Annotated in this window: 17 protein-coding genes and 1 riboswitch; of the genes, 12 read left to right on the top strand and 5 right to left on the bottom strand. The window is 54.5% G+C overall.

The window, feature by feature from the left end:
* Positions 1 to 51 precede the first annotated feature (51 nt).
* Together QA596_08055 and QA596_08050 are read left to right on the top strand one after the other, a co-directional pair.
* The gene (locus tag QA596_08055) at positions 52 to 1,152 is read left to right on the top strand and encodes a BamA/TamA family outer membrane protein (protein MDG5767414.1); all 1,101 of its coding nucleotides are present in this window, start codon (positions 52 to 54) and stop codon (positions 1,150 to 1,152) included.
* A 79-nt stretch (positions 1,153 to 1,231) separates the two neighbouring features.
* A complete protein-coding gene (locus QA596_08050; protein ID MDG5767413.1) occupies positions 1,232 to 1,456 on the top strand; it encodes a hypothetical protein in 225 nt (74 codons plus the stop codon).
* Positions 1,457 to 1,623: 167 nt separating this feature from the next.
* Here QA596_08050 and QA596_08045 read toward each other — a convergent pair whose 3' ends face one another.
* Positions 1,624 to 4,014 carry an endonuclease MutS2 gene (locus QA596_08045; GenBank protein MDG5767412.1) on the bottom strand — a complete coding sequence of 797 codons (2,391 nt, stop codon included), beginning with the start codon at positions 4,012 to 4,014 and terminating at the stop codon, positions 1,624 to 1,626.
* Positions 4,015 to 4,197: 183 nt separating this feature from the next.
* Between QA596_08045 and QA596_08040 the strand changes: the two genes are divergently transcribed.
* Positions 4,198 to 5,016 (top strand): sulfite exporter TauE/SafE family protein, encoded by an 819-nt coding sequence (locus tag QA596_08040; GenBank protein MDG5767411.1) that lies wholly within the window; start codon positions 4,198 to 4,200, stop codon positions 5,014 to 5,016.
* A 134-nt stretch (positions 5,017 to 5,150) separates the two neighbouring features.
* On the opposite strand, the gene QA596_08035 is transcribed toward QA596_08040, so the two are convergent.
* Both QA596_08035 and QA596_08030 read right to left on the bottom strand, forming a co-directional pair.
* On the bottom strand, positions 5,151 to 5,516 hold the full coding sequence (locus tag QA596_08035) for a response regulator (protein ID MDG5767410.1): 366 nt from the start codon (positions 5,514 to 5,516) through the stop codon (positions 5,151 to 5,153).
* Positions 5,517 to 5,848: 332 nt separating this feature from the next.
* Entirely contained in the window at positions 5,849 to 6,217 is a 369-nt protein-coding gene (locus tag QA596_08030) for a response regulator (protein MDG5767409.1), read from the bottom strand.
* Between the two features lie 161 nt (positions 6,218 to 6,378).
* Between QA596_08030 and QA596_08025 the strand changes: the two genes are divergently transcribed.
* The gene (locus QA596_08025) at positions 6,379 to 6,810 is read left to right on the top strand and encodes a thiol-disulfide oxidoreductase DCC family protein (protein MDG5767408.1); all 432 of its coding nucleotides are present in this window, start codon (positions 6,379 to 6,381) and stop codon (positions 6,808 to 6,810) included.
* 83 nt (positions 6,811 to 6,893) lie between these two features.
* Here QA596_08025 and QA596_08020 read toward each other — a convergent pair whose 3' ends face one another.
* Both QA596_08020 and QA596_08015 read right to left on the bottom strand, forming a co-directional pair.
* A complete protein-coding gene (locus QA596_08020; protein ID MDG5767407.1) occupies positions 6,894 to 7,325 on the bottom strand; it encodes an NlpC/P60 family protein in 432 nt (143 codons plus the stop codon).
* Between the two features lie 65 nt (positions 7,326 to 7,390).
* Positions 7,391 to 8,359, bottom strand: a complete 969-nt coding sequence (locus tag QA596_08015) for a methylenetetrahydrofolate reductase (GenBank protein ID MDG5767406.1) — start codon at positions 8,357 to 8,359, stop codon at positions 7,391 to 7,393.
* A gap of 113 nt (positions 8,360 to 8,472) precedes the next feature.
* On the opposite strand from QA596_08015, the gene QA596_08010 reads away from it, so the two are divergent.
* The 8 genes from QA596_08010 (at position 8,473) to QA596_07975 (ending at position 18,022) form a co-directional block, all read left to right on the top strand.
* On the top strand, positions 8,473 to 9,195 hold the full coding sequence (locus tag QA596_08010) for a pyridoxine 5'-phosphate synthase (protein ID MDG5767405.1): 723 nt from the start codon (positions 8,473 to 8,475) through the stop codon (positions 9,193 to 9,195).
* A gap of 22 nt (positions 9,196 to 9,217) precedes the next feature.
* Positions 9,218 to 10,111: a GTPase Era gene (gene era, locus QA596_08005; GenBank protein MDG5767404.1), complete on the top strand. Its 894-nt coding sequence runs from the start codon at positions 9,218 to 9,220 to the stop codon at positions 10,109 to 10,111.
* 338 nt (positions 10,112 to 10,449) lie between these two features.
* Positions 10,450 to 10,570, top strand: a riboswitch (SAM riboswitch).
* A 108-nt stretch (positions 10,571 to 10,678) separates the two neighbouring features.
* Positions 10,679 to 11,992 carry an O-acetylhomoserine aminocarboxypropyltransferase/cysteine synthase gene (locus QA596_08000; protein MDG5767403.1) on the top strand — a complete coding sequence of 438 codons (1,314 nt, stop codon included), beginning with the start codon at positions 10,679 to 10,681 and terminating at the stop codon, positions 11,990 to 11,992.
* A 14-nt stretch (positions 11,993 to 12,006) separates the two neighbouring features.
* Complete coding sequence (metX, locus tag QA596_07995) at positions 12,007 to 13,071, top strand: homoserine O-acetyltransferase (protein MDG5767402.1); 1,065 nt, start codon at positions 12,007 to 12,009, stop codon at positions 13,069 to 13,071.
* A gap of 3 nt (positions 13,072 to 13,074) precedes the next feature.
* A complete protein-coding gene (thrA, locus tag QA596_07990) occupies positions 13,075 to 15,510 on the top strand; it encodes a bifunctional aspartate kinase/homoserine dehydrogenase I (protein ID MDG5767401.1) in 2,436 nt (811 codons plus the stop codon).
* Between the two features lie 519 nt (positions 15,511 to 16,029).
* On the top strand, positions 16,030 to 16,488 hold the full coding sequence (locus QA596_07985; protein ID MDG5767400.1) for a division/cell wall cluster transcriptional repressor MraZ: 459 nt from the start codon (positions 16,030 to 16,032) through the stop codon (positions 16,486 to 16,488).
* Positions 16,485 to 17,465, top strand: coding sequence for a 16S rRNA (cytosine(1402)-N(4))-methyltransferase RsmH (gene rsmH, locus QA596_07980; GenBank protein ID MDG5767399.1), 981 nt, complete (start codon positions 16,485 to 16,487; stop codon positions 17,463 to 17,465). Before QA596_07985 ends, rsmH begins: the two co-directional genes overlap by 4 nt.
* A 95-nt stretch (positions 17,466 to 17,560) precedes the next feature.
* A complete protein-coding gene (locus QA596_07975) occupies positions 17,561 to 18,022 on the top strand; it encodes a hypothetical protein (protein MDG5767398.1) in 462 nt (153 codons plus the stop codon).
* Positions 18,023 to 18,037: the final 15 nt, after the last annotated feature.

Genomic DNA, 18,037 nt, shown 5'->3' with positions numbered 1-18,037 from the left:
ATACTGGTGATACTAATCCTGCCGGCCGTCCGGAGCGTTTCTGCCCAGACCATGATATTGCCGGAGAGGGTTCCGGGGGATACGACGATCACCGGTATTTTCCCAGCTGCCATATACACGTCGGATGTCGGTCTGCTGGGCGCCGTGCTGGTAAGCCGGTACCGGTACCATCCTCGTATTCAGCCCTATGTATCCCGAACGGAGCTGGGACTGGAAGCATCCACAAGAGGCCTGTTTAGTCTCAAGTTGAAATACGAACAGACGGAAACGTTTGGCAGGCCGGTACGGTCACGCTGGAGGCTGGATGGTGAAAAGAATCCGGTGGAAACGTTTTTCGGCATTGGCAACGATACCGGGTTTGACAAGGAGCTTTGGGATGACGGTTACTACTATTTTGAGGTGTACCGCGCCGGGTTTGAGTGGATGGGGCGGCATGCGGTTTACAGGAATAACCGTGGACGAGGGTCGGGCGGGCAGCTGGATGTCACCGCCACCCTGGGCGTCCATTACGAAAAAGCCACCGACCGGCAGGATGAGCTAATGGGAGAGTGGCGACCCAGGGGAATAGAAGGCGGCTTTCTGTCAAAAGTCGGGGCCGGCCTGCTTTGGGAGAATCGCGACAACGAATTTGCCGCTACAAGGGGAAACCGGCTCAGAATCAGTGGAACATGGGCGCCCGGTGGGATTACCGGTGAGTTTCCGATGGCGAAGCTTTCTGCCGATATTCGGCAGTATGTGACCTTGCCGGTGCCCTATTTTCGGCCGGTGCTGGCGGCGCGCACCGTCGGGGTCATTGCCCATGGCTCTGTTCCTTACTGGGAGCAGCCGTACCTGGGTGATCACTACACAGTTCGCGGATATCCGTTCCATCGGTTCCGGGGCAATGCTTCTGTACTCTACAATCTGGAGCTCCGCACCTGGGTGTATGAATACCCGGAGTACAGCTTTCGCCTGGGTGTACACACATTTCACGACGGCGGCCGGGTATTTGCCGGCGATGACGGATTGGGCGATCTGTTCCGCGACTATCACCGGACGTTTGGCGGCGGCATTGCCATCTCCATATTTTCTCCCGATCTGATTCTGAGGCTTGATGCCGCGTTTTCGGACGAAATGTTCCGCTTTTATGGCAATGTCGGATACATGTTCTGAACGCACCGGAAGGAATCCGCTCCCCGGCGTTGTCCCGGAAAATAGCAATGAACCCCATCCAACCTGATTGCAAACGGCTATGGACCACACCGCTGTCGATTTACTGATATTACTGCTGATATTTGTGGCATCATCGTTAGGGTCACGGTGGATGATGTATCGCATGGGCTACGGTCTTCCGGCCAGGCTTACCGGACGGGAGGCGGCAATACTTGTCGCAATGAAGATCCTGTTAATGACCATCTGGGCCATTGTCCTGATTGTGCTTCTCTGGCTGATCGGCGTCAATCCGCTGAAACTCTGACAGCCTGGCACGCAACTGTGTCAAAAGAGTTTTCCACCGGAAAATCAGGATTTCCACCGGTGCGGCGGCTGCGCAACGAAAGGCAGCTAAATTTGGTAGAGCGAGCCTCTGCTCAAAGTGTATCCGTCTCAACATCATCGGGATCGTTTGGGTCAAATTCTACTCTCTCAAAGATAGACATAAGTGCATCCGTCGCCCCCTTCCTCAATGGGCGCCGCTTCGAACCTGGTGACATCCGCCCGCGCCTGCAGATGTTCATGCACAAGTTTTCTGAGGATGCCGTCACCTCTTCCGTGGATGATGGAGAGCTGCTGGATTCCCCTGGACAACCCCTCATCAACAAAGCGGGTCACTTCCCGCACCGCTTCATCTCCCCGCTTTCCGCGGATGTCGAGCCGCGGACTGAAAGGCCGGGCGTCACGGCTCTCGGCCCGGTTTATCCGTATCCGGTATCCTTCCGGTTTTTTGCCGGTTACGGCCCGCTCCGTCCGCTCCAGGTTGTCGTAGCGAGTCTTCAGGCGCAGCCCGTTGACATCCACCGTTGCCTTTTTCCCGCTGATCTCCACCAGCTCTCCAACGGCATTGCTGTCGATCAGCCGGACAAAATCGCCTGTTGACGGCGGCTGTCCGGTGCCACTATGTCTGCTTCGTACTTTCGTGCGTTGTTTTCTCTGCTTCCGGACCGAAGTGTCAAGCTGCTTGACTTCCTCCCGTTTCTTTTTGAGTGATTCCTTGTCTTTTTCGGCGGCGGCGCGTATGGCCTCCTCAATTTTCCGGTTGGCATCCTTCAGCAGCGTGTCGGCCTTGTCGAGAGCTTTTCGCCGGATGGCATCACGTTCATCCTCAATACGGCTGAGCCGGCTTTCCAGCTTCTGCCGGGAATCGGCAATGGAACGCTGTTGCCTGGCAACGTCATCGCGGCGGCTCTGGAGCTCCTGGGCCTCCTGTTCCAGGCTGATGATCAGAGACTCCATCCTGTTTTTACTTTCACCGACCCACTCACGCGCCCGACGGGTCAGCTCTCCCGGTACGTTCAGCCGGTCGGCGATTTCAAAGGCATAACTGCTGCCCGGAATGCCCTTGCGGAACATATAGGTAGGCGAGAGGGTTTTCTGGTCAAACTCCATGGAGGCGTTGCTCCAGCCCGGTGTCTCATGGGCAAAAACCTTCAAAGCGCCATGGTGGGTGGTAACAAGGCTGCGAACGCGTTTCTCTGAAAGTATTTCGAGGAAGCCCTGAACCAGTGCGGTGCCTTCATCAGGGTCGGTGCCGCTGCCCGCTTCGTCCATCAACACCCAGCTTGCCGGTCCGGCATCATCCAGGACCTTTTTCATCCAGTTCAGGCGCGATGAAAACGTACTGAGATCGTTGTCGATGGACTGCTCATCCCCCATATCGATATAAATACCGGAAGTAAACGGAATGATGGCGCCTTCCTGTGCGGGGACGGGGATTCCGCAATGGGCAAGCATGATTGAGAGTCCGAATGTCTTCAGGGTCACCGATTTGCCGCCTGCATTCGGACCGGTAATGATGATACCTTTATCGTCCGGGGCCATTTCAAGATGGAGGGGAACTACCTGGCGCCGCCCATCGTCAAACCGCTTGAATTTCATCAGCAATAATGGATTACGGCAGGACCCAAGTGAGAGTCTGCCGTCGGCGGAAACATCCGGAATGGTACCTTCCCACCGAATGCCGAGCCTGGCGCAGGCATAGACGGCATCGAGTTTGCCGATGAGCAGGCTGTTGGCGGTGATGGTGTCGGCAACGGCGCCGACATGCGCGGTGAGTTCCCGCAAAAGCCGCTCAATCTCGCGATTACGCTCCGATTCCAGCTCGCGGATTTCGTTGTTGTTTTCAAATACTTCAAGGGGTTCGATATAGACGGTCTGGCCGGTTGCGGAGGTGTCGTGGATGAACCCTTTGATTTTTCTTTTGTACTCGGCTTTTACGGGGATTACAAGGCGGCCGGCGCGCAGGGTAGCCTCCTCGTCGCTGGTCATGCCGCTTTCCCGTCCCTGTTTCAGGATCCGCTGCAATACGGAGCGGGCGTTCTGCTTTCTGGTCTGGATCTTTTTTGTGATGCGGGCCAGTTCCGGACTGGCATCAGGTTTTGCTTCGCCGTTTTCATCCACTATCCCGCGGATGTGGCTCTCGAGTTCTTTTAGCGTCACCAGCTTTCCCGCGATCTCCCACAATCGTTCGGCGGGCTCCTTGTGTTGCGAGAAAAAAGCGCGCAGCTTCCTCGCCGATTCGGCCCAGCGCAGAATCTGAACCAGGGTTACGCCGTCAAGGACGAAGCGTTCGACCTTCGACCGGGACAGTGCCTCGGTGATGTCATATAGTGTTTCAAGTGGCGGGGCGGTGGATGCGTCAAGCAAATGCATCATCTCTGCCGAACACTCCAGGCGGATGGTGACAGTTTCCAATTCAGCGGCAGGTTCCAGACGCTCGACTTCCAGGGCGCCGGTGGGTGTGGATAGGTACCCCGCCAGGACGTCGCGTATTTTATCAAATTCCAGTTTACTCTCGGCAAATGCCGGCAATGTATGCATTACAATCTGGTTTTGGTTTGTCATCCGCTGATGGAATGGTATCAGAGATGCCTGCACGGGGATTTCCGTGACCTGCGAGAAGCAGAACCGTCCGGCAAGTCACGGCCGTAAGTTCCGCAAAAAAACAGATTCAAAAAAAGGTTTTTATGCCGGTTAGATGCCGGTATATTTCGGGCGAATTTTATGCTGATATCTGTTGTCATAATACTTTTAGCGCTGGCCGGCATCCTTGCGGGCATCATCGCGGGTTTGTTCGGGCTTGGCGGAGGCATCCTGTTTGTACCGGTACTGCTGTTCGTGTTTCAGCATGCCGGAGTGGAAAATGCGGTGCTGTGGACCGTAGGCACAAGCCTTGTCTGCAATTTTGTCGCTGCACTGAGCAGTACATTCAAGCACTATCAGTCAGATAATCTGTTTCTGCGGGAAGGGATGCAGATCGGGCTATTCGGTATTGCCGGAACCTACCTGGGCCGGCTCATCGCCCAATCCCCGTATTACAGCGAAGTGGAGTTTACCGTCTTTTTCAGCCTCATCCTGCTCTATTCGGTGTATCACTTCTTCAAAAAGAAAAAGCCCGAAGTGGCTGCCGGACAGGTGGTGAGGCCGCTGCGATGGTACCTTGCCATGGTTCTTGGCCTGGCATCGGGACTTCTGGCATCCCTTGCGGGAGTAGGCGGCGGTCTCATCATGGTGCCTGCCATGAGCATCTTTCTTTCGTTCGGGTATCGGAAAGTAGTCAGTATCTCCTCTCTGGCCATCGTACTGATCACCCTGGCCGGTTGGATCCAGTTTGCATTGCTTACACCGGGAGCGGGTGGACTAACCGGCTATGAGCTCGGATATGTTGATTTCGGATTGGCGCTGCCGTTGGTGGCGGGCAGTATCGTCGGAGCCAGGTTCGGTGTGAAACTTCTCGGGGTTATTCGCATGCGCACCCTCGAAATTGCGTTCGGTTTCCTGGTGATACTGGTTATCTCCAGACTGCTTTACGGATTGTTCTGAAAGCGCAACGGAACTGCTCCGGAATACAGAAACAGGTGGATTGAGAGGCAGTATTCACGGACAACCAGGGCGCCGTGTTAAACGAATTTCCAGGCTAAATTTTTGAGACTGTTTGGGAGAACAATCCCCGGAAGTTATTTTTCGCTCATTATTTCCCGGATGGTCTGCTTGAGGACCTCCATGTCGACCGGTTTGATCAGATATCCTTCCGGATCGGTTTCCAGAGCACGCCGCCTCGTGTTTTCATCAGCGTTTCCGGTCAGGTATATCACCGGAATGTTGGAGAATTCCCGGACTTTCATCATGGCATCAACACCGTCCATTTCTCCCACCAGTTTGATGTCCATCAGGATCAGGTCGGGATTCTCTGTCCGGATTCTCTCCACCGCAATCTCGGCATTGTCAATTTTGTCGGCTACTTCGTACCCCATTCGTTGAATCTGCTTTTCTAGCAGCAAGGCAATAATAAAATCGTCTTCAACGAGGATAATGCGTTTCATGTGATTTCTCAGGGTATTATAACGATGCATATGTTGCAGTAAGGCTCCTGACAGCAGGGCACGTATGGAATAATAGTACTCTGTATTATAGTGGCTAGACGGCTCAACGGAATTAGGCAAATGAGACAATGCTGTTATCGGTCTTGACCCGTTCAATATAAAGGGTCAAAATATTAAAGAAAAGTAATTGTTACGAGGGCAACTGTGTGGCTCGCAGAGATGGCAGGACGCTTATTTGTGCTTCAGTTGCAAGCAATTCCCGGTTTACAAAGAGCCGTATCGCATTAAACAGAACCAGCGGTCAATTTGCCAGCTACCGAATAATTTGTACTTCAGGCAACCTCCATCAATGATCTCTGAATGACTTTTTTAAGTACATTCATTTCGACCGGCTTTACGAGATACTCATCGGGCTCGGCCTTTTCCGCTCTTTTTCGGGTCTGCAAATCACCGCTGCCCGTTATAAAGATCAGGGGAACACCGGATTCGGCTTTGATTTTTTCCGCCGCCTGAATGCCGTCGATGGTACCTGATAGCCTGATGTCCATGAGGACGAGATCCGGTTTGAGAGCATTTACTTTTTCAATAGCTTCCTCACCTGTTTCGACCATGGCGATCAGGTTGTAACCCATTCGCTCTATCTGCTTTTGCAGAAGATAGGATGTGATGTGATCGTTTTCGACGCAGATAATGTTTCTCATGACAAGTGGCCTGAAGGCCGGGAGTCTGTAATCATGAACCTGTTTATTTGAAAAGAAAATTAACGTGATTACAATTGTGCTCCAAGTTAGAAAAACGCAATATTGAGCCCATATGGCGCTGTTTTATTATTTATTGTTAACATTAACATTAATTCGGGCCCATGGATATCCCTGCTGTCGACAGGCCGGTACTGCTCTTCGACGGGTACTGCAACCTTTGCAATCGCTGGGTTAACTTCGTCATCGACCGTGACCCTGAAGCGCGTATTCTGCTGGCTCCCTTACAGTCGGCGCAAGCGGGAAAACTGCTTGAATCGGCCGGAGGCGACCCGGAAACAGCAGATACCGTCGTGTTTATTGATGACGGCCGGATATATATGCGGTCGGATGCAATATTGCGGTTGAGCGGTTACCTGTCCGGGCCCGTGAGCCTGCTGCGGTTTTTCAGGCCTGTCCCCCGGATTATGCGGGACGCCCTCTATCGCCTGATTGCGCGTAACAGGTACGCCTGGTTTGGTCGCAGGAATGAGTGCCGGATGCCGGGGCCCGGTGACAAACAGCGGTTTCTGGCGATGAGCGATGAGGACACATAAGGCTGTTGGCGTAGCACATCCCGGTTTTGCCGGGACGGCATGCGTAAGGCGTTACCCTTTTCCAGGCCTGGAAAACGTTTCGGTTACCTTCCGGCCACACGTCTGACCTGGATCATTCGCTGTTGCCAGTATGGCTCCGAAAGCCGGTCGATGGTCACGCCGCGGCTGGTAGATGCGTGCATAAAAAAATCCCCCCTCATCATGATCCCGACATGAAAGGTGGTGCGGCCGGTCTGGAAAAAAACCAGGTCGCCCAGTCGCGCGGAGCGGGGATTGACTCTGCTGCCGAACTCCAGCTGTTCTCGGGTGGTTCTGGGGAGGCTGATACCGAAGGCGTCACTCATGACTATCTGAACAAAAGCCGAGCAGTCGATGCCCTGTCGCGTGCTGCCTCCCAGACGGTAAGGCGTACCCTCCCACCGCTGGAAATGTTGGATGAGGCGGGTTTCGGGATCAACCGCACCACGGGGGGAGCCACAGGAGACAACCAGCCAGCAGCCAATAATCAGGCTCAACACAGATAGATGTCGGTGGTTCCGGATCTTCAATGTCGTTCTTTTTGTTGATGGATGCGGAGCGATCACGTTTTGACGGCGGAAGGCACTACATCCAGCCGGTCAATTACTCGTATAGCCGGATCCGGATTGCCCATAACATAAAAATGCAGGCCCGGAACCCCGGAGTCAAGCAGCTCGCGGCACTGGCTGATGGCCCATTCTACACCCGTGTCGAGGGCATGCTGCGGATTGGCATTCACTTCGCGGGACAGCGTTTCGGGTATCGACAAATGGAAAAACTTCGGGAGTGAGGTCAGGTGCCGGTGAGTGGCAAGAATTTTGAGTCCGGGTATAATCGGCACGCGGATTCCCGCATCCCGGCACAGATCGACAAACCGGAAAAAAGCGCTGTTGTCAAAAAACATTTGGGTGACGATATAATCAGCTCCGGCATCCACCTTTTCCTTCAGTCGCTCTATATCATAGCTCAGGTTGGGCGCTTCGACATGCTTTTCCGGGTAACCGCCGGCGCCGATGCAAAAATCCGAGGCTTCGGCATTGGCCAGCTTTTCAAGGTAATAGCCGCTGTTCATCCTCTTGATCTGGCGAATCAGATCGATTGCATATTCATTAATCCCGCGCGCCTCGGGATTCGGCTTTCGGTACCCGATATCGTCGCCACGGACCGCCAGCACGTTCTCAATGCCAAGATAATTCAGCTCAATCAGCGCGTCTTCGGTCTCTTCGCGGGTAAACCCTCTGCAGATCAGGTGCGGAACCGGGTCAACGTTGTACCGGTGTTTGATGGCAGCACACAATCCAATGGTGCCGGGACGCTTGCGCCGGGTATGGCGCTTGACCGATCCGTCGGGAAACTCTTCGTAATACACCTCGGCGGCATGGGAGGTCACATCGATGAAAGGGGGATGGTACTTTTGGAGCGCATCGAGAGTTTCAAAAACGCTGGACACCGACCCGCCCCGCTTTGGCGGGATGATTTCAAATGAGATAAGCGGATCGCTCGCCCTGCTGTAATGCTCAATAACTTTCATGGCTTCACTTAACGGTACAGATTCGTAAATTACGATGAAAACCCAAAATAGTCATATTCCCATGATTTCCGGAAACTTTGTCGCCGGAATGGCATGAGTAGCAAATTATCGAAATGAAACAGCTTCTGGTAAATATCGATCATGTTGCAACATTAAGGAACGCGAGAGGCGAAAAGGTGCCGGACCCGGTCAGGGCTGCCATGGTGGCCGAGGAAGCAGGGGCGGCAGGGATTGTGTTCCACCTTCGGGAAGACCGGCGGCACATTCGGGACGATGACGTGTACCGCCTCCGTGAAGCGGTACGCGGGCTCTATGATTTTGAGATGGCTCCCACGGATGAAATGATCGCTTTCTGCTGTAAATTGAAGGCAGACCTTGCCACCCTGGTGCCCGAAAGCCGGGAAGAGCTGACCACCGAGGGGGGGCTGAACATGAAAAAACTGGAGCCCGATTTCCGGGATCGTGTCATTCCGCCGCTGAAGGACGCCGGCGTGGCTATCAGCCTGTTTATCGATCCGAATCCCGCCGATATTGAACTATCCGCCCGGCTCGGGGTTGAAGCCGTGGAACTGCACACCGGCAACTATGCCAACGCCCGGGATCCCCGGAAACAGAAGCACGAGCTTGAAAGGCTTCGTCTGGCCGCGATTAAGGCGCATGAACTCGGCCTGCGTGTAAACGCCGGACACGGACTCGATTTTGATAATATCGACCTGCTGCTTGCGGAGGTGCCGCATCTGCAGGACCTCAGTATCGGGCATGCCCTCATCGCAGACGCGCTGTTCAACGGACTTGAAAATACCGTGCGGCGCATGGCAGATATCATCGCAGGATAACCGCTCACACCCGGACTTTTTTATGGAATCCACCACCCCCGGCCACCGCTCGGGTTTTGTCGGAATCATCGGACGCCCCAATGCCGGCAAATCTACCCTGTTCAACCAGCTGCTCGGACAGAAACTCTCCATCATCACCCCAAAAGCCCAGACCACCCGGCACCGCATTCAGGGATTCTACTCTGATGACGACTCCCAGATCGTTTTTCTAGATACCCCGGGCATCATTCAGCCCGCATACATGCTTCAGGAGCGGATGATGGATCAGGTGTTACGGCTCCGGACCGACGCCGACCTGCTACTGCATATCGTGGATGGTCGCGACCAGCCGGATCCCGCCGATGTCGTCTACGAAACGCTGGGCCAGTTGAAACTGCCGGTAATGCTGGTGGTGAACAAGTCCGACCTGGTTTCCGGTGAACGTCTGGCCGAAACAACCAGGGCATGGGCACAAGGGTATGATTACGTCGATGAGATAACGATTTCGGCCCTGGAGGGAACCGATGTGCAGCGGCTTGTGGAGCGGGTCAAGACGCGCATGCCGGAGGGGCCGCCTTTCTATCCCAAGGATGAAGCCAGTGATCTGCCGCTGCGCTTTTTTGTGTCGGAGCTGATCAGGGAACAACTCTTCATGCTGTACCAGCAGGAAATTCCCTATTCCTGCGCGGTTAATGTCATAGAATACAGGGAAGAGGACCGGATGAACCGAATCCATGCAGAAATTGTGGTTAACCGGTCATCCCAAAAAGGGATCGTCATCGGCAGAAAAGCCGAACGCCTGAAAGAGCTGGGAATCCGGTCACGAAAAGAGATCGAAGCCTTCACAGGGAGAAAGGTGCACCTTCAGCTGTTTGTGAAGGTCAGGGAAAAATGGCGTGATAATGAAAACTTCCTGAGCAGTTACGGATACCGGTAGGGAATTAAGGCCGGAGGGAGGACTGCCGATAAATCGGCATCATGCCGGGAATTTGTTTTTCGAAGATGCGACCGTTGCAAGCCGTTCGCGAAAGCGCTTTTTTGGGCAAGAGTCAGAAAATATTCAATTTAATGTTGACATAGGCATCATTATGCAGTAAACTTGCCTTGTATTAAATTTAAATGATATGATATCTCGAAACGCCCTTATGTCCATGTGTTGTATGTCCTGCCACGGCAGGTGAGGGGCACTGGTGCGTTTTAAGTGATTTTGCAGGCCCTTCCCGACATCTCGAGAAGGGCCTTTCTTTTATCTGTTCTTTTACATTGTTAGAAAGTCTCTTATTGAGAAAGGTGGAGGGATCAGGCCCTGCGAAGCCTTAGCAACCGCCCCGGAAACGGGGGTCAGGTGCTAAATCCTGCTCCGGAACGATCGTTTGTTCCGAGGGAAAGATGAGGGAAGATGGTTTTTAATGAAAGCCTCTTCCGGAATCGGCACCGGTTGAGGCTTTTTTTTTGACATCCATTATCAACCATAACCAAAACTTTCTGCAAACAGAACAACCCCATGAGCGACAACAAACCAGCATATCGATTCGAAACACTTCAGCTGCACGCAGGCCAGGAAAAAGATCCGGCCACCAATGCGCGGGCCGTACCGATCTATCAGACAACCTCCTACGTATTCGACAGTTCGGAGCACGCCGCTTCGCTTTTCGGACTCAAAGAGTTCGGCAACATCTACTCGCGGATCATGAATCCGACGAACGATGTGTTTGAAAAGCGGATCGCCGCACTGGAAGGCGGCGTTGCCGCAGTGGCCACCTCCTCGGGGCAGGCCGCCCAGTTCCTGACCATCATCACCATCGCCCAGGCCGGCGATAACATCATCTCCACGAGTAATTTGTACGGCGGTACCTACAACCAGTTCAAAGTGTCGCTTCCGAGGCTCGGCATCGATGTGAAATTTGTGGAGGAGGACGACCCGGCCGCATTTGAAAAACGGATCGACGACAAGACCAAAGCGATTTATGTCGAATCCCTCGGCAATCCCAAATCGAATGTGCCCGATCTTGAAGGACTGGCCAAAGTCGCCGAAAAACACGGAATACCGCTTATTGTGGATAATACCTTTGGAGCGGCCGGTGCCATCGCCCGCCCGATCGATTTCGGTGCCAACATCGTGGTCTCATCCGCAACCAAATGGATAGGCGGACATGGCACATCCATCGGCGGTGTTCTGGTGGATGCAGGCAATTTCAATTGGGGCAATGGCAAATTTCCACTGTTCGACCAACCCTCACCCGGCTATCACGGACTCAATTTCTGGGAAGTGTTTGGTGAAGACGGCCCGTTCGGCAATATCGCGTTTGCCATCCGCGCGCGAGTGGAAGGACTGCGGGACTTTGGTCCGTCGCAATCTCCGTTTAACAGCTTTTTACTGCTTCAGGGTATCGAAACTCTTTCGCTGCGTGTGGAACGGCATTGCGAAAACGCTCTCAAGCTGGCACAATGGCTGGATCAAAATGACAATGTGGAGTGGGTCAGCTACGCCGGACTGCCCGGTCATAAGTATCACGAGCCGGCGAAAAAATATTTGAACGAAGGCAAGTTCGGCGCGGTTCTGACCTTTGGCATTAAAGGCGGCTACGAGGCGGGCAGGAAGTTCATCGACAGCACTGTTCTGGCCAGCCATCTTGCCAATGTCGGAGATGCCAAAACACTGGTGATCCACCCCGCATCCACAACACACCAGCAGCTCTCCGATGAAGAACAGCGTTCCAGCGGAGTAACGGAAGAGCTTGTGCGTGTGTCAGTTGGCCTGGAGCATATCGACGACATCATCCAGGACTTTGAACAGGCGTTTGCAAAATCGACTTGAAACCGTAGGCAATTATGTCCCATCATCCCGATTCCATCATCTGCAAGGACCCTGAACCGTTTGTAACCGAAGCCGGTTTCACTTTTCCGGAACTCGAAATCGCATACAACACCTGGGGTACTCCGAATGCGGATATGAGTAATGTCGTGGTGGTCTTCCACGCCCTTACCGGCCATGCTTCGGCCGATAAATGGCTGACCGGATTTTTCGGCAAGGGCCGGCTGCTGGACCCCGACGAGCATTATATCATCTGCAGCAACGTGCTGGGCAGCTGCTACGGAACTACCGGTCCGTTGACCATAAACCCGAAGACCGGAAAGCGTTATGGCGGGGATTTCCCCGTCGTAACCATCCGCGACATGGTTCGGGTGCAGCAGCGGCTTCTGGATCATCTCGGTGTGAGCAGAATCCGGTTCGCAATCGGAGCGTCCATGGGGGGAATGCAGGCCCTGGAATTCGGGATCATGGACAGCCGGCCGGAGCAGCTTGTGCTCATCGCCATGGGAAAGGATCATTCGGCCTGGGCCATCGGGGTCGGCGAAGCACAGCGCAAAGCGCTCACCAGCGACCCGAAATGGAGAGACGGGCACTATCCGCCGGAGGATCCTCCGGCCGACGGACTCGCGGCCGCCCGCATGATGGGCATGATTACCTACCGCAGCGCCAAATCGTTCGGAAAACGATTCGGCAGAAACCAGCAGCAGGACAAACCGTGCTTCCAGGTGGAATCCTACCTGAACTACCAGGGCTACAAACTGGTCGAGCGGTTCGATGCGGTTACCTACCATCGGCTTACAGTGGCCATGGACAGCCACGATGTGTCCCGTAGCCGCGGTTCGTTTGAAGAGGTGCTCGGAAATGTTGAAATTCCCGTACTGGTTATCGGAATCAGCTCGGATGTGCTGTACCCGGTAGACGAACAGAAAGAACTTGCCGCACTCCTGGCAAACGGTCGCTATGCCGAACTGGAGTCCGAAAACGGCCACGACGCTTTTCTTATTGAGTTTGAAGAAATTCAAAATCTTGTTAAATCTCATTTCCCGGAATTGTCTCGCAAATATCATTTATCCCTGACCTGAAATATGCTGCGTATTGTTAAGTTCGGAGGGACGTCCCTGTATGATGTCCATCGCATCCGGAATGCTGTAACTATTGTAAACGAGCAGAAGAAAACGGCGGAAATAGCAGTTGTGGTCTCTGCTCTCGGCGGCGTCACCGACGAGCTTTTGTCCCTGATGCAGCTGGCCGTCAATTCCGGGGGTGCCTGGCGGGAACGGTTTGGGTCACTTCGAAAACGCCATCTGGAAACCTATGAGGCACTGGATCCGGAACGCGCATCGGGTCTGTACGAGGCCATCCGTGCTTTGCTGGATGAGCTGGAGGGGGAGTTGATCGATCTGGAACAGCAGCCGGCGGTAACCGGCCGAATCAGCGACAGCATTGTCTCCTACGGCGAACGCCTCTCTTCCCGGATTTTTTCCGCGGCACTGATCGCTGCCGGCCAGTCGTCGCAGGCGTTCGATACGCACAAGCTGGTGCGTACCAACAACCGCTTCGGGGATGCCGACGTGGATACCATCACCACCTTGCACCTGATCCGCGAGGCGATGCACCCGATTGAGGGGCAGGTCCCGGTGATTACCGGATTTATCGGATCAACCACAGACAAGGAGATCACCACACTGGGCCGCTCCGGTTCCGACTATACCGCCAGCCTGTTCGGCGAAGCGCTTGACGCGCAGGAGGTCCAGATCTGGACCGATGTGAACGGCGTGCTTACCGCCGATCCCGATATCGTGCCGACCGCCGTCACTATCCCACAGCTCCACTACTCGGAAATCGCGGAAATGTCCCATTTCGGAGCCAAGGTGCTCCACCCGCGCACCGTGCTACCGCTTCAGGCGCGCAACATTCCGATCCTGATCAAGAATACGATGAACCCGGAGAATAACGGGACGGTCATAACCAGGGACTACCGGGAAACGCCGGGCCGCCTTCGCTCCGTATCGCTGAAGAAGAACATTGTTGCCATTGCGCTGCGCAGCCGCGGACTCGATCGCATCCATGAGATGAGCTACCGGGCTCTCAAGGCGCTGGATCACCACGATATTTCGATCCTGTTTCATGCCGCCGCATCCTCCGATTACGGCATCACGGTGGTGGTGCATGTCCATCAGGCCGAGGATGCGCGCTCGGCCCTTCTCGACGAGTTTGAAACCGAGTATGGCACCGGCCTCATCGACACGCCACACATTTTGGACAACGTTTCCATGGTCACGGTAATCGGTGAAAAACTGGAGCGTGACCTGGGTATCAGCGGTGCGGTTTTGTCGGTGCTGGGCGAGAATGGTATCGCCCCGCTTGGTATGGCGAAAGGCCTGGCCAACCGCCACCTGAGCCTGCTGCTGAAAAACGGGGAAGCGGAAATGGCGGTTCGCCTGCTCAATGACCATTTCTGCATCCATACACACCGGGTCCGCCTGTTTATCGCCGGCATGGGAGCCATCGGCGGCAAGGTACTCGATATTCTGCACGGGCTGGAAGACCCCAAAGTCGATCTGAGCATCATCGGCGCCTGCAATTCTCGGAAGATGGCCTGGAACCCGCTGGGCATCCCTGCGGCCAGGGTGCCTGACCGGGTGGAGGAGGGGCAGCCCACCGACTGGGAGTTTATCGTGGATCACCTCATCAAGGAGTATCCCTACCGGTCGGTTTTTGTGGATGCCACCGGAAATGCTGAGGTCGCCCGGATGTATCCCCGGCTGCTGAGGAACGGCATCCATGTGGTGACCCCGAGTAAGCGGGCCAACAGTTTCGAGCAGGAGTTTTTTGACGAGCTGCTCAGCTACACGGTGAACAAACGCACCCACTATCTCTACGAAACAACCGTGGGAGCCGGACTGCCGGTCATACAGACTCTCAAGGACCTGATGCGCAGCGGGGATGAAATCATCAGCATATCCGGAGTTGTCTCCGGAACCATGACCTTCCTTTTCAGCAAGCTGGAGGAAGGGATTCCGTTTGACGAAGTGGTGCGCACGGCCAGGAAAACCGGAATTTCGGAGCCCGACCCCAGGGACGACCTCTCTGGTGAGGATGTGGCCCGCAAATTCCTGATCCTTGCCCGAACCATCGGCCTGAGGTTTGAACGAGAGGACATCGAAGTCGAAAACCTGATTCCGGACGCGCTGAAATCCATCCCCCAGGATCAGTTTTTCGAACGGCTGGAGGAGCAAAACGAGGCCTGGAAAGTACGGGTGGATCAGGCCCGCGAGCGTGGGGAAGTGCTGCGCTATACCGGACATCTTGAGGAGGGAGTTGTAAAAGTGGGGATCGCCTCGGTGCCCAAATCGTCAGCGTTGGGCACCCTTTCGGATACCAACAACCTGATTTCCATCCGAACCAGGAGATATTACGATAATCCGCTCATCATTCAGGGTCCCGGAGCCGGCAAGGAAGTAACCGCCGCCGGTGTGCTTGGAGATATCCAGAAAATCAGCCGCCGCCTGCTGAAATAGATTCGCCTCCAACCGACCCATGCTGCCGGAATGGTCCGCCAGCCTGAAACAGGTCTGTCCGAAGGGTACGTTTCCGTGCCGGCGGTATACACCCTGAATGATGGACCCGCAAACCTGGAACAGGTCTGTCGCCTCCGCACGGTTTGCCTTTTCTTCCAGGTGGATTCCCGCTGGCCCCGGTTATTCCATCCCGAATACGGCCCGGCGGAATACATGGACAGTCTGATATTGCAGCATACTGCATTTTCATGGGAAAATCTCCCACCAGAACATCTGCTATGTACAGGATATGTGTGCTAATAATGTACATTCGTGATTTTGATTCGATTTCAGAGGCTTGTCACCCAATGTCCATCAGATCATTATAAAATTGTTACCGGAAAAACAGGTTTTTGCTTGACTTCTATTTCCAAAATAGCCTACTTTGTGGGATAAGGTGGGAAGTTGTGGGAGATTGTGCAACTTTTCTGCCTGATAGCAATCAAAAAACCGGCAGATTTCTTCAGAACGGACGGAACCGTGGCAAGCTTCAAAGGAGAATACGATCACTCTATCGACAGTAAAGGTCGCGTCAGCTTCCCGGCACGGTTGCGTAAATATTTGCCGCCTCAGGGGCAGGATAATTTTACAATACTGAGGGGGCTTGAGCGATGCCTGCTTCTCTATCCGGAAGAGTACTGGCAAAAAGTGGAGAATCGCTTGTCCGGTGTCAATGAATTTCGGTTCATGAACCGGACTGTTTTAAGAAATTTTCTGAGATCTGCTGAAGATCTGTCGCTCGATAAAAACAACCGGCTTGCCCTGCCGTCAAAACTGATGGAGTGGGCCGGCATCAACAGCAGGGTGATTTTTATCGGCATGGGCGACAGCATTGAGCTCTGGGCTCCGGATGTACTGGCCAAGGCCGATGAAGAGCTCGATCCGGAAACTTACCGCAACATGTTCGAAAATGTAATGGGAGATGGCCTCACGCAATGACTCCTGCTTTGTATCACAAACCCGTACTGCGCGATGAAGCAGTGCGATTGCTGGTTACCGATCCTCATGGTACCTATGTAGACGGCACTCTTGGTGGCGGGGGGCATGCTGCGCAGATACTCGATCAGCTGGACCGTGATGCGCGGCTGTTCGGAGTTGATCAGGATGAGGAGGCGATAGCGCTTGCAAAGCAACGGTTTGCGGAAGACGAAAGGGTGACGCTGGTTCGGGGCAATTTCGGTTACCTGGATGTCCTGCTGCCAAAGGAGTGTCAGGGTACAATGGATGGGATTCTGCTGGACCTGGGTGTATCTTCGCATCAAATAGATGAGGCGAGGCGCGGATTCAGTTTTCAGCAGGATGGTCCGCTGGACATGCGCATGGGTTCTCTGCAGACGCGGACGGCCGCCGATATCGTAAATAACAGTGACTACGAAGTGCTGCGCGACCTGTTTTTTCAATATGGGGAAGAGCGTGAAAGCAAGCGGATTGCCCGCTCTGTCATCGACGCAAGGCCGCTGGAGACAACGGGTCAGCTGCGCGAGGCCGTTTCACGTGTAATTCCGGAGCGGTTCCGGAACAAGTCGTTGGCTCGGATCTTTCAGGCATTGCGCATTGAGGTGAACGGCGAACTTCAGATGCTCAGGCGGATTCTGGAAAAAGGTCTGCAGCTGCTGCGTGACGAGGGCCGGTTCGTGGTAATCACCTACCACTCGCTGGAGGATCGGCTGTGCAAAAACTACTTCAGGTACGGCAACTTTGAGGGCAAGCCGGTCAAGGATTTTTACGGAAATGAAATTAATCCCATGGAGGTGCTTCGCAAAAAAGTGATCGTGCCGTCCGACAGTGAAATAGCGGAGAACCCCCGGGCACGCAGCGCGAAGCTGCGGGTGGCGTTCAAGCGCCCCGGGCAGGAGCGGCAATCTCCGGATTCCGCGCACAACAAGCCGGCCGGCCGCCGGGGAGGTGTCTCATGATGATTCACACTCCGGCATCACATGGCACCGGCAGCATGCACCGAAGAATATCAGAGGCCACCTCATCAACATCAGGCACTGTAAAATATTCAAAGATGAGCGGATCAGGTCCGGTTGCGGATTCTCTGCGAACCCGGCCGGCGGGAAGCGGCACGGTGATCAGCCGGACCGGCGTTAAGGGCAGCTCTTCCGGTTCCATGGGCGTTACCCGGCAGGGCCATGCCGGTGGAAACGGCCGAAACGGCAGCCCAAGCAACGGCAGGAAAAAAACGGCAACCGGTAAAGTGAAACTGTGGTCGCCCTGGAAACTGATCCTGTTTTCCATTGCCATGGGAATTGCAGGCTCCATGTATCTCACCCATGTTTTCCAGACTCAAAACACCTTGCGTGAAGTGCAGGAGCTGCGCCGTGACCACGAGCGCGCCCACCGCATATACACCGACACGCGAAGAAACTTCGATCGGGCGACCGGCCCCTCGGAAGTCTATCGCCGCGCCGAATCAATGGGCATGGTTACCGGAGGTGCCATGGACCCGGTCATAGTTCTGCCAAAATAGTATGTCAGATTTCCA

Source organism: Balneolales bacterium ANBcel1, from assembly GCA_029688905.1.
In the GTDB taxonomy this organism is placed as follows: Bacteria; Bacteroidota; Rhodothermia; order Balneolales; family Natronogracilivirgulaceae; genus SLLW01.
This window is presented reverse-complemented; position numbering and strand designations above follow the sequence as displayed.

Bases quoted from the DNA above. Each gene is read 5' to 3' on its own strand.
- era (MDG5767404.1), top strand. From the start codon at position 9,218: ATGGAATCCACCACCCCCGGCCACCGCTCGGGTTTTGTCGGAATCATC.
- QA596_08000 (MDG5767403.1), top strand. From the start codon at position 10,679: ATGAGCGACAACAAACCAGCATATCGATTCGAAACACTTCAGCTGCAC.
- QA596_08030 (MDG5767409.1), bottom strand. From the start codon at position 6,217: ATGAGAAACATTATCTGCGTCGAAAACGATCACATCACATCCTATCTT.
- QA596_08055 (MDG5767414.1), top strand. From the start codon at position 52: ATGATATTGCCGGAGAGGGTTCCGGGGGATACGACGATCACCGGTATT.
- QA596_08025 (MDG5767408.1), top strand. From the start codon at position 6,379: ATGGATATCCCTGCTGTCGACAGGCCGGTACTGCTCTTCGACGGGTAC.
- QA596_08045 (MDG5767412.1), bottom strand. From the start codon at position 4,014: ATGCATACATTGCCGGCATTTGCCGAGAGTAAACTGGAATTTGATAAA.
- rsmH (MDG5767399.1), top strand. From the start codon at position 16,485: ATGACTCCTGCTTTGTATCACAAACCCGTACTGCGCGATGAAGCAGTG.
- thrA (MDG5767401.1), top strand. From the start codon at position 13,075: ATGCTGCGTATTGTTAAGTTCGGAGGGACGTCCCTGTATGATGTCCAT.
- QA596_08015 (MDG5767406.1), bottom strand. From the start codon at position 8,359: ATGAAAGTTATTGAGCATTACAGCAGGGCGAGCGATCCGCTTATCTCA.
- QA596_08040 (MDG5767411.1), top strand. From the start codon at position 4,198: ATGCTGATATCTGTTGTCATAATACTTTTAGCGCTGGCCGGCATCCTT.
- QA596_08010 (MDG5767405.1), top strand. From the start codon at position 8,473: ATGAAACAGCTTCTGGTAAATATCGATCATGTTGCAACATTAAGGAAC.
- QA596_07975 (MDG5767398.1), top strand. From the start codon at position 17,561: ATGAGCGGATCAGGTCCGGTTGCGGATTCTCTGCGAACCCGGCCGGCG.
- QA596_08035 (MDG5767410.1), bottom strand. From the start codon at position 5,516: ATGAAACGCATTATCCTCGTTGAAGACGATTTTATTATTGCCTTGCTG.
- metX (MDG5767402.1), top strand. From the start codon at position 12,007: ATGTCCCATCATCCCGATTCCATCATCTGCAAGGACCCTGAACCGTTT.
- QA596_08050 (MDG5767413.1), top strand. From the start codon at position 1,232: ATGGACCACACCGCTGTCGATTTACTGATATTACTGCTGATATTTGTG.